Annotated in this window: 10 protein-coding genes; 6 read left to right on the forward strand and 4 right to left on the reverse strand. The window is 70.0% G+C overall.

Features of this window, described 5'->3' with window-relative positions; translation table 11 throughout:
- The first annotated feature begins 33 nt into the window (after positions 1-33).
- Positions 34-810 (forward strand): 3-oxoacyl-ACP reductase, encoded by a 777-nt coding sequence (locus tag QL985_RS07910; protein ID WP_124109026.1) that lies wholly within the window; start codon positions 34-36, stop codon positions 808-810.
- A 223-nt stretch (positions 811-1,033) separates the two neighbouring features.
- Here the strand turns inward: QL985_RS07910 and mptB are convergent, their stop codons facing one another.
- Positions 1,034-2,599 carry a polyprenol phosphomannose-dependent alpha 1,6 mannosyltransferase MptB gene (mptB, locus tag QL985_RS07915; RefSeq protein ID WP_124109025.1) on the reverse strand — a complete coding sequence of 522 codons (1,566 nt, stop codon included), beginning with the start codon at positions 2,597-2,599 and terminating at the stop codon, positions 1,034-1,036.
- Positions 2,600-2,877: 278 nt separating this feature from the next.
- Between mptB and QL985_RS07920 the strand changes: the two genes are divergently transcribed.
- From QL985_RS07920 to QL985_RS07935, 4 genes are all read left to right on the forward strand, one after another.
- Positions 2,878-4,185, forward strand: a complete 1,308-nt coding sequence (locus QL985_RS07920) for a DUF2029 domain-containing protein (protein ID WP_259905576.1) — start codon at positions 2,878-2,880, stop codon at positions 4,183-4,185.
- A gap of 43 nt (positions 4,186-4,228) precedes the next feature.
- On the forward strand, positions 4,229-5,578 hold the full coding sequence (locus QL985_RS07925; RefSeq protein WP_259905581.1) for a hypothetical protein: 1,350 nt from the start codon (positions 4,229-4,231) through the stop codon (positions 5,576-5,578).
- Between the two features lie 109 nt (positions 5,579-5,687).
- Positions 5,688-6,263 (forward strand): HdeD family acid-resistance protein, encoded by a 576-nt coding sequence (locus tag QL985_RS07930; protein WP_259905574.1) that lies wholly within the window; start codon positions 5,688-5,690, stop codon positions 6,261-6,263.
- Between the two features lie 42 nt (positions 6,264-6,305).
- Positions 6,306-7,490 carry a chloride channel protein gene (locus QL985_RS07935; RefSeq protein ID WP_259905572.1) on the forward strand — a complete coding sequence of 395 codons (1,185 nt, stop codon included), beginning with the start codon at positions 6,306-6,308 and terminating at the stop codon, positions 7,488-7,490.
- 10 nt (positions 7,491-7,500) lie between these two features.
- Here the strand turns inward: QL985_RS07935 and QL985_RS07940 are convergent, their stop codons facing one another.
- Genes QL985_RS07940 through QL985_RS07950 form a run of 3 tightly spaced genes read right to left on the reverse strand, consistent with a single transcriptional unit; the run spans position 7,501 to position 9,882 of the window.
- Positions 7,501-8,229: a GTP pyrophosphokinase gene (locus tag QL985_RS07940; RefSeq protein ID WP_039101477.1), complete on the reverse strand. Its 729-nt coding sequence runs from the start codon at positions 8,227-8,229 to the stop codon at positions 7,501-7,503.
- Between the two features lie 57 nt (positions 8,230-8,286).
- Positions 8,287-8,613 carry a hypothetical protein gene (locus tag QL985_RS07945; protein WP_259905568.1) on the reverse strand — a complete coding sequence of 109 codons (327 nt, stop codon included), beginning with the start codon at positions 8,611-8,613 and terminating at the stop codon, positions 8,287-8,289.
- Positions 8,614-8,634: 21 nt separating this feature from the next.
- Positions 8,635-9,882: a hypothetical protein gene (locus QL985_RS07950; protein ID WP_259905564.1), complete on the reverse strand. Its 1,248-nt coding sequence runs from the start codon at positions 9,880-9,882 to the stop codon at positions 8,635-8,637.
- Between the two features lie 165 nt (positions 9,883-10,047).
- Between QL985_RS07950 and QL985_RS07955 the strand changes: the two genes are divergently transcribed.
- Positions 10,048-10,959 (forward strand): MFS transporter, encoded by a 912-nt coding sequence (locus QL985_RS07955; protein WP_290147706.1) that lies wholly within the window; start codon positions 10,048-10,050, stop codon positions 10,957-10,959.
- Positions 10,960-11,013: the final 54 nt, after the last annotated feature.

Below are 11,013 nucleotides of genomic sequence, written 5' to 3' on the forward strand. Positions count from 1 at the left end.
CGTCAGTGCAGCAGTACTACGAATGGAGATCTCATGGATGTGAATGCCCGCCGATTGGTTGATCGAAGCGCCGTCATCACCGGGGGTGCCAGCGGCATCGGCCTTGCGACCGCGCGCCGCCTGGCAGCCGAAGGAGCTCGTGTGGTGATTGCGGACATCGATCCCGTCACAGGGGAAAGAGCTGCTGAGGAGGTCGGTGGCATGTTCGTCCGCGTGGACGTGACTGATCGCGAGGAGGTGGAAAACCTGTATGCGCGGACGTACGAGAAGTACGGTTCGGTGGACATCACGTTCAACAACGCAGGGATCTCACCCGCAGATGACGCCTCGATCCTCGACACGGACATTGATGCGTGGCGCAGGGTGCAGGAGGTGAACCTGACCTCTGTGTACTACTGCTGCAAGTACGCCATCCCCTACATGAAGGAGCAGGGCAAGGGGTCCATCATCAACACGGCGTCCTTCGTGGCGGTGATGGGAGCAGCCACGTCCCAGATCTCGTACAGCGCATCCAAGGGAGGAGTTCTCTCGATGAGCCGCGAGCTGGGTGTGGAGTTCGCCCGTCAGGGAATCCGCGTCAACGCTCTGTGTCCGGGACCGGTGAACACGCCGCTGCTGAAGGAGCTGTTTGCCAAGGACCCGGAGAAGGCGGCACGCCGACTGGTGCATGTGCCGTTGGGCCGGTTCGCTGAGCCCGAGGAGCTCGCGGCCGCAGTGGCCTTCTTGGCCAGTGATGACTCCTCCTTCATGACGGCTTCCACGTTCCTGGTCGATGGCGGAATCTCGGGCGCCTACGTCACCCCGCTCTGATTCGAAGATCGTTTTGATGAAGTACGCGCCCGTCGAGTGACCCCGGCAGGCGCGTACTTCGTCTTGGAACGGGCTTTGGAGCGGCGCATTGGCAGGTCAATAAGGAGCTCCTGGGTCCGGCTGGAGAAGCGCGTCAACGGCTCAGGCACTCTCATGGCACTGGGCCGTTTCGTTCATGATGAGGTTCGCACGAAACCCGGCCGTGCGGCGTCGTCCCCCGGCCTCAGCTCGGCCAGCGCAGCTCCGTGGACGGCTGCGCGGGGCCGGGCCCGAACCAGCCCTGCCACCCGCCGTGCGTGAGGAGGGTGCGGGTGCGGCGGTCGAGCAGGGCGAGGTAGAGGGTGAAGGCCACGGCGATCACGAACGCCACCTGGGACACACTGACCCGCAGGTCGATGAACGGCCACACGGAGAGCTGGTCCTGCGCGCCGAAGACCACGAAGAACGTGATCACGATGTAGATGCTGCGGATCTGCCAGTTGTCCTTGATGCCGGTGGCGGCCAGGAAGGGCAGGAACCACAGGATGTACCAGGGCTGGATGATGGGGGAGAGCAGCACCACGGCCGCGAAGGCGATGCCCATGCGGCGCACGATCTTCCGGTCCCCGCCCACGAACATGAGCACCAGCACGATGATGATCGCGCTGCCCTGGAGCATGCGGCGGAACTGCTGGGCCATCTGGTCGCCGTGCAGGCCCAGGGCGTTGCCCAGCTGCTCCACCTGCTGCCCCAGGAACCCGGAGGGTGAGTAGCCGGTGTAGCCGGGTGTGGGGTCCAGCAGCGCCCAGGTCCACCCGAGCCCCAGGCCGTCCACCAGCCCACTGACCGCCAGCACACCGAAGCTGAGGGATGCCGTGGCCGCCCAGATCAGGAAGCGGCGCGGCCAGGAGGCACCCTTGCCCGCCCACAGCAGCCCCACGAACGGAAGCAGCAGGATGGTGATGGGTTTGATGCCGATGGACCCCGTCACCAGAAGTATTCCAATGATGGGATGTTTCGTGGCCGCGAAGTACACGCCGGCCACGGCGAGTCCCACCATGAGGGCGTCGTTGTGGGCGCTGGCCACGAAGCTGATGAGGAACAACGGGTTGGCCACGGAGATCCACAGGGCGCGGGCGCCGTTGACGCTGTGCAGCCGAGCGAGCTTGGGCACGTAGACCACGCACAGCGCCACGCCCACGCAGGCCACCAGCCGGAACAGCATGACGGAGAGGTCCGGCTGCGCGCCGGTGATCTTGACCACCGCGGCGGCGATCCACAGGAAGTACGGCCCGTAGGGGGTGCGGGCCTCGGCCCACTCCGGGTCCGCGCCCAGCATGAACCAGTTGTCCAGGGAGGAGATGCCCTCCGTGTACGGGTCCTGGCCGGCCAGCATGAGCCGCCCTTGTCCGATGTACGCGTAGACGTCCCGGGAGTAGATGGGCACGGCGAACAGCAGGGGAAGCGACCACGCCACGATGGCCGTGGTGACGGTGCGCTGGGAGCCCGGGGGCCAGCCCCGCAGCCGCTGCCCGAGCCGCAGCCACGAGCGGATGAGCAGCATGGCGCCGAGGGTCAGCAGGGCGGTGCACGCGTAGACCCCCCACACGTTCACGCGCAGCTCGATGATCAGGGGGTGACGGACCATGGGGGAGCCGTTGGCGATCCACCCGGTCCCCAGGGAACCCAGGAACATCATGACCGAGCCGATCACGCCCTGGACCACGGCCACGCGCGCGTGCAGCTCGATGGTGGCGGTCGATCCGGTGTGCGGTCCCGCGGGCGGGGCGGCAGAAGCTGACGCGGTCATGGACTCCAACCCCCTCGGCCAACCAGCGGTGGGCGAGCCGAGGTGTTCAGCGGCTCCGCCCCTCGACTTTACAGGACGGCCTCCCCGCCACCCGGCAATCTTCCGGGGGATTCGGCGGGGCAGGGCAACCGCTCCCCGGCGCGGCCCCATAGACTCTGAGGGCGGGGAGGCACCGCGAGTGCGCCCCATGCCACCGGAGCGCCCTCGGGCGACCGGCACCGGGCAGGCACCACCCCGCCTGAACACCACACGCCACACCCTCGGACAAGGAACGCTTCGTGCCCACTGAGAAATACTTCGCGGCCCTCACCCGGTTCCGCGATGCCGTGATCCCCCGGCGCTGGCAGTACGCGCTCATGACCCCCCGCGGTCTGCTGGCGGGGTTCCTGGTGGTGCACGTGGGCTTCCTGCTCTTCGCGCTGATCGTGTCCCTGCAGGGCAACGCCTTCAGCGACACCAACATCTACCGGGACTGGGCGGGCGCCGGCTTCGACGAGGCGAACCTGCCCTCCGGCCCGAGCCCGTGGGTGTACCCCGTGCTCGCACAGATCCCCATGGCCATCGCCTACGCCTTCGGCCCCGGCCCGTTCTTCTTCCTGTGGGTCCTCATCATCACGGTGCTGGACGCCCTGGCCATGGGAAAGCTCACGGACTGGGGCCGCAACCGCGCCGCCCTGCCCGCCGGCTGGTGGTGGCTCCTGTTCATCCTGCTCATGGGCTGGCTGGGCTTCGCCCGCGTGGACGGGCTCACCGCGCCGATCGTGCTGATCGGCCTGGTCTACGGCGTCTCCCGCCCCTTCGCGGCGTCCGCGGTGCTCAGCATCGCCACCTGGGTCAAGGTCTGGCCGGCCGCGGTGGTGCTCGCCCTGCTGACCGCCGCACGACGCCGCGGCGCCGTCCTGCTCGCCGGCGTCCTGGTGACGCTGGGCGCGGTGGGCGTGGCGGCGGCGTCGGGCTCGGTGGAGAAGATCGCGGACTTTGCCACGCAGCAGGGTGACCGCGGGATGCAGCTCGAGGCCACCTTCACCACGCCGTGGCTGTGGCTGTCCGTGCTGCACATCGGCGACTCCCACATGTACATGAACACGGACATCAACTCCATGCAGGTGGACGGCCCCGGCTCGGACGTGATGTCCAAGCTCATGCAGCCGCTGCTGCTGCTCGCGGCGCTCGCCGTGGTGTGGCTGATCCTGCGCGGGCTGCACCGCGGCGTGAACGCCGGCCGGCTGGACCGCACCGCCCTGTTCCTGGCGGGATCCCTGACCATGGTCACCGCGTTCATCGTGTTCAACAAGGTGGGCTCACCCCAGTTCATGGTGTGGCTGGGCCCCGTGATCGCGGTGGGCCTGGTGCACGACTGGCGCGTGTGGCGCACCCCGGCGGTGCTCGCCGTGCTGATCGGGATCGCCACGTTCCTGATCTACCCGCTCTTCTACACGGCCCTGAGCCACAACAACCCGTTCATGGCCGCGGTGCTCACCTTCCGCAACGCGCTGCTCGTGGTGCTCATGTGGTGGTCCGCCCGCCGGCTGTACCGCCTGGGCTCCGCTCCGAAGGAGGCGCCGGTTGCGTCCCCGCAGGGCTGAGGCCGACGCCGCCGGGTTCCGTTCCCGCGCGGGCGCGTGGCTCATGCGTTCGGCCGCGGTGTGGTGCGGCTTCGCCGTGGTGCACCTGTACTTCCTGGGCTGGATGGCCTCGTTCTTCCTGCACGGCTGGGCGTTCAGCGACACCGAGCAGTACCGCGAGTGGGCCATGGCGGGCTACAACGCCCCGGTCGAGGACTCCGTGAGTCCGTGGGTGTACCCAGTGCTCGCCCAGGTGTTCATCTTCCTGCCCCGGGTCATGGGGCACGACCTCTACCTCCTGGGCTGGACGCTCATGATCACCGCCCTCAACGCGGTGGCCATGTGGTTCCTGCTGCACCGCGCCCACCGCCCGGCGCGCGGCGAGCTGCCCGAGCTGGCGGGGGACGGCCCGAGCGGCGTCGTCGTCCGTGCGGGGGTGGGCGCGGGTGACCCCCACGGCAGCTCTGCGGTGCAGAGCCGCCGGCGGGGTGCCGTGGTGGCCGGCTGGTGGTGGGTGGTCTTCACCGTGTTCATGGGCTACCTCAGCTTCGCGCGCGTGGAGGGCGTGGCGGCGCCCATCATGCTCGTGGGGCTGCTCTACGCGGTGCGCCACCCCGCGGTCGGCTCTGCACTGCTGAGCGTGGCCACCTGGATCAAGGTGTGGCCCGCGGCCGCCATCCTGGCCATGGTGATCGCGCTGCGCCAGCGGGTGCGCGTGGTGCTGGCGGGCGTGGCCGTGACCGCAGCGGTGGTCGCGGGTGTGCTCGTGCTCGGGGGCATCGAGAAGATCGCGGACTTCGCCCTGAACCAGGGTTCCCGCGGCATGCAGCTCGAGGCCACGTTCTCCACCCCGTGGGTGTGGGGAGCGGTGCTCGGCATCGAGGGCTTCCGGATCGCGGACAACACCGCGATCAACTCCACCGAGGTCTACGGCCCGGGGGTGGAGACTATGGCTTCTCTCATGCAGCCCCTGCTGCTCGTGGCGGTGGTGCTGTCCGCCGCCCTGCTGATCCGGGCGCTGCGCCGCGGCGCGGACCGCGGGCGGCTCGTCTACGCGGGCACCCTGCTGCTGACGCTCGTGCTGATCGTGTTCAACAAGGTGGGCTCCCCGCAGTTCATGGTGTGGCTGGCTCCCGTGATCATGGTGGGGTTGCTCCACGACCGCGTGCGGTGGCGCACCCCCGCGCTGCTGACTCTGGGGATCGCCGCCACCACGTTCGTGATCTACCCGCTGTTCTACACGCCGCTGATCCACGCGAACCCGGTCATGGCCGCGGTGCTCACCACGCGCAACGCGCTGCTGGTGGCCCTGCTGGTGTGGACCGTGCGCCGGATCTGGCAGCTGGGCAGCCGGGCGCGGGTGGACGCACCGGACCGGGCCGCGCCCGGGATTCTGCCCCCGCACGAGACCTGACCGTTCCCCCTCGTCACGGAGGTCCGTCCCCAGCGGTTGCCGAGGCCGCGCTGTTAGGCTACGCGTGTGCCCATGGGGGCACGACCCCCCTCGACGATCGGAGTCCTCCATGAAGGCCGTTCCCCAGCGCAGCGCCGGCATCCTCATCACCATGGGTGCCATGGCCGCCCTCCTGGGCATCATCACCGTTCTGGTTCCCATGGGAACCGCCGCGGCCCTCGTGATGATCTGGGGCGCCTACGCCCTGATCGAGGGTGTTACCATGCTCGTCGCGGTCTTCCGCGGGAAGTCCGCGCACGGTCGCGGGCTGGGGATCATGGCGGGCATCATCGGCGTGATCGTGGGCATCGCCGCCCTGATCCACCCCTTCGCCGGCGTGGCCACCTTCACCTTCCTGATCGGCATCTGGCTGGTGATCCGCGGCGTCGTGGACCTCGTGGCCGGCATCAAGGGGACCGCCGGGAAGAAGTCCCGCGTCTGGCTGATCATCAGCGCCGTCCTGTGGATCATCGGCGGCGTGCTGTTCATGGTCAACCCCGGGGTCGGCGCCCTCACCATCACCCTGTGGCTGGGCATCCTGGCCATCGCGTGGGGCGTTGCCCTGATTGTCGCCGGGTTCACCGTGCGCTCGCAGCGCAAGAAGATGGAGCAGGCGAACGCCTCGGCGTCCCGCGCCGGCGTCTGACGGTCGTTCCCCGCTCGCCACTGCCCCTCGAGGATCCGCACCGTGTTCAGAACAACCGCGCTGACCCGCCGCTCCCTGGCCATCGCCGTGGGGCAGGGCATTCTCGGCGGTGCCGTGGCGGCGGTGATGCTCGGGCTGATGCACTCGCTCCAGCACGCGATCTGGAGCTCCACTGACGCCCGCTGGCTGATCCCGCTCATCATCCTCACCGGCGGCGCGATCCTGGCCGTCCTGCACCACTGGGCCGCGGACGAGGGACTCATCGAGCAGGTCAGCGACGCCGCCGACCCCGTGCGCCTGCACCGGCGCCGCACCGCCTTCATGGCGCTGCGGGGCGTGGTGGCCGTGGGCTTCGGCGGGGCGATCGGACCCGAGGCCAGCCTGATCGCGGTCATGGGGGAAATCTCCGCCCTCGTGACCACCCGGGTGGCGCGCAACGAGGAGGAGGAGCGCCTGATCGGGCAGACCGGCACCTCGGCCTCGCTCGGCGCGCTGTACGGGGCGCCCACCGGCTCCACGCTGTTCGAGCCGGACCGCAAGGAAAAGGCCGCGAGCCTCGCGAACATCATCGCGGGCGCCGTGGGCTTCATCAGCTTCCTGCTGGTCCACGACCTCTTCTCCGCACCGGGTCTCACCCTGGGTCTCCAGCACGTGGACCTGAGCGTGCGGGACGTGGCCGCCAGCGCCGCCGCCGCGCTCTTCGGTTCCCTGCTCGCACTGTTCTACATCGGTGTGCGCGGCCCGATCGGCGCGCTGGCCGCGAAGATCACCCGTCCCTGGGTGCGCATCATGGCGGGCACGGTGGTCTTCGCGGCGATGGCCACTGCGGTGCCCCAGATCCGCTTCTCGGGTCACGAGGACGTGGGCGGGGTGCTCGAACTCGCGGCTGCGGGTGCGTGGTGGGCGCTGCTCGGCATCGCGCTGCTGAAGATGGTGGCCACCGCCATCAACCTCAACACCGGCTGGCTGGGCGGCGACTTCTTCCCGCTCGTCCTGGCCGGATCCGCCGTGGGGGTCCTGGCGTGCTCGTTCCTGGACCTGCCCGTGGAGGCGGCCGCCGTGGCCGGCATGGCCGCCGCGGCCACGGTGGGGATGCGCAAACCCACCGCGGTGTTCATCATCGTGGTGCTCGTGAGCGGTGGCGTGGCGATCCCCGCGGCCATCATGGGGACCGCCGTGGGGCTCATCTTCTACGCGGTCACTCCGGATCCGGCTCCGGTGCACTGACCGGCGGACCTCACTGCCGTTCGCGCTCGAACAGGGACAGGGTGCGCAGCATCTGACCCACGATCGGGTCCACCCCGTCCCGGTTCACCTCTTTCAGCTGGCGCATCTCGTGGTGCAGCGCCTCCATCTCGGTGTCCATGGCGGCGGCGGTGTCCGCGGCGCTGATCAGGCGCCTGCGGAGGTCCTCCGGGACCTCCCCGGCGAGCTTGTAGTGGATCTTGTGCTCCAGGCTGGCCCAGAAGTCCATGGCGATGGTGCGGATCTGCACCTCCACGGGGACCACCTCCACCTGGGAGGACAGGAACACCGGCACCTTCACGATCAGGTGCAGACTGCGGTACCCGCTCTCCTTGGGCTCCCGGATGTAGTCCTTCTCCTGCACGAGCGTGAGGTCCTCCTGGGAGCACAGCATGTCCCGAACCCGGTAGACGTCGTGGGCGAACGAGCACGTGATCCGCACCCCGGCGATGTCCGTGAGGTTGGCCTTGATCTCCGCCAGGCTGTTCAGCCCACGGGACTCCGCCTTGCGGTGCAGGCTGTCGAGGCCCTTGAGGCGGCTGCTGACGTGCTCGATCGGGTTGTAGTCGTGCACGGAGGTGAACTCCCGGCGCAGCACCCGGACCTTGGTCTCGATCTCGTCGATCGCCGAGCGGTACGTGACCACGAAGTGCTCCACCTCTTCGCGGGTAGCGTGGAAGCGCTCGAGGGCGTTGAGCACGGGGCTCTGGGGAGTGTCCATGCGCTCATTATCGCCCGGTCTGCTGGTGGGACGAGCCCCGCGACGACCGGGGGGCGGTCAGAACACCCTGGGTTTGGCCTGGTGCTCCTCCGGGCGGGAGCGCCGTCGGTGTCCCTTCCGCCAGATGACGACGGCAGCGATCGTGGCCCCGGCGCCGATGCCGAGAGCGAGGACGGCAATCACGAGGTACCGGGTCTCGGTGATTGCACCTTCGTACGGCTGCGTGTCGGACCAGTCCAGGGCCAGGCGCACGAACACGGCCCCGAGCAGCCAGCCGCCCACGAACGTGAAGGCACTCTTCCAGCGGTGGTTCATGGCGGGGCTCCAGGCATCGACGGGTTGGACGGCGACCGGGTCTTCCGGACCGGCGGTCTTGGGGGCCACGGTTGCCCCTCGGGCGGGCCGCTAGGACCCGTCCCCGCGGCGTTTCAGGCGGTTCATCGCGTACCCGAGCAGCGAGGGTGCCTCCTCGGGTTCGCGGGCCTCGGCGTTGCGCAGCCGGTCCTCGCGCTTCTCCCGGTGGCGCTGCAGGTGGTCCTCGTAGCGCTTCTGGTTCAGGCGCTGCTGCTGCTGTTCCGCGGCCTCCACCTGCGGGTCGGGGGTGGCGCCGTTCGGCCAGTCGTCCGCGTCCACGCGCGTGATCGGGGCGGTGGCGTCCGTGGGGGTGCGTTCCGCCTCCACCACGCGGGGCAGCCGCCGACGGACCGCCTCCCGCTCGGCGCGTTCGGCCAGGCGGCGCTGGGACTTGCTCTGCCGCCGCGGTTCCGCGTACCGCTCCCGGATCTGTTCGATCACGGGCAGCTCGTCCGTGGTCTCGTACGGCTCCTCCGGGTGCGCTGCGCCCCCGCGGTACGACGACGCCGCCCGCTCCCGGCCGCGCTCGGGCGGCACCGCGGCGTCGTCGTCCGTGTAGTGGGAGACGCGCGGAGTGGGCCCCGTGTCGTAGGAGTGCTCCGGCAGGGGGGTGACGCGCGGGACGGGGCCGGTGTCCACCACGACCTCCGCGGGGGTCTCCCAGCGGGTGGCGGCGAACACGCGGTGGCTGCGCCAGCCCCGGAACAGCTTCCACCCCAGGTACGCGATGCCCAGCAGCAGCACCGTGGCGGGCTCGCCGTAGCCGGTGGAGTAGTAGACGGTGGCCACGAGCAGCGCCAGGATGCCCACCACGAGCGGCGCGAGGGCCACGGGGGACTGCACGGGCAGCAGCCCCAGCAGGTCGCGGCTGTAGCGGCTGTCGTGGTGGCGACCGTGCAGGGCGTGCGCGCGGATCCTCACGCCCGGTGGTGTGTGCTCGGTGAGTTTCAGGACCGTGACGGGCGGCTCGTCGGGTTCGTCCGGGTTGAGCACCACCGTGCGCGAACGCCCGGCGGCCAGTGCGGCGCGCTGCGTGGCTGTGGCTCCCGCCAGCAGGAGGTAGCCGCCCATGGCGAGCAGGACGTACGGGACGAGCACCGCCAGCGCGAGCGTCACCACCCGCCACACCCAGCCGACGTCACCCGCCGGGAAGTTGCGGAACTGCAGCGGCCCGTGGGTGAACCACAGCAGGCCGGCACCCGCCACGAGTGCGCCCAGGCCGTTGAGCACCGCGTGGACGCGCAGGCGCGGCCAGCCGCGGGCCGAGCGCGCGGCCCGGCGTTGCTCGCGTGTGCGCATGGGTGCTCCTGGGATCCCGGGGACGTGGGGGTGGTCTCAGGGTAAGCGGTGCGGCGGACACGCACGAGGCGCCCCGCGCGGGATGCCGGGGGCTGGGTGCGCTCGCGGTGGGCGCAGGCTCTTGTGTCGGCCCGTGACACTGCGTGAGCACCCTAGGATCGGTGCGTGGCCCGCTTCCTCCTCGACGTCTCGCCCGTGCGCGAGATCCCCGCCTTCCGCCGGCTGTGGGCGGGCTCCACGCTGTCCATGCTGGGCAGCCAGTTCACGGTGATCGCCATCAGCCTGGAGGTCTTCGAGCTCACCCGCTCCACGTTCGCGGTGGGACTCGTGGGGATCTTCGCCCTGGTGCCGCTGATCGTCGCGGGGCTCTACGGCGGGTCCATCGGGGACGCCCACGACCGCCGGCTGGCCGGGCTGTGGACCACCGTGGGACTGTTCGCCATGACCGTGGCGCTCGCCGCGCACGCGTGGCTGGACGTCCGCAGCGTGGGGGTGCTCTACGCGATCGTGTCCCTGCACTCCTTCGCCCAGGGGTTGGGGCAGCCCGTGCGCGGGGCCATCGTCCCCCGCCTGGTGCCCGCCCGCCAGCTGCCCGCGGCCAACGCGCTGTTCCAGCTGACCATGGGCTCGTGCCTCATGGTGGGGCCGCTGCTGGGCGCGTTCACGGTGGCGGGTCTGGGGTTCGCGTGGGCGTACACGCTGGACGCCCTGAGCTTCGCCGTGAGCCTGTGGGCCATGTACAAGCTCCCGCCGCTGCCACCCGAGCCCGGGGAGGGCGGTGCCACCAGGGCGGGGTTCCGCTCGGTGGTGGAGGGCTTCCGCTTCCTGGCCACCCGTCCGAACCTGCGCATGACGTTCCTGCTGGACATCGCCGCCATGGTGTTCGCGATGCCGCGCGTGCTGTTCCCTGTGCTCGGGGCGTCGGTGCTGGGCGGGGACCAGGTCACGGTGGGCCTGCTCACCGCCTCCCTGGCCGCGGGCTCCGTGGTCGCGGGGGTGTTCTCAGGAACATTCATACGCATCAATCATCACGGCCGGGCCTGTGCCGCCGCCGCCCTGCGTGTCAGGGTGAGTTGAGTCCAGTGGTTCACAGCAAGTCCGCCTGACGCAGGGCGAGATTCAGGATCGATC

This window comes from Kocuria sp. APC 4018 (assembly GCF_030407675.1).
Taxonomy (GTDB): Bacteria; Actinomycetota; Actinomycetes; order Actinomycetales; family Micrococcaceae; genus Kocuria; species Kocuria rhizophila.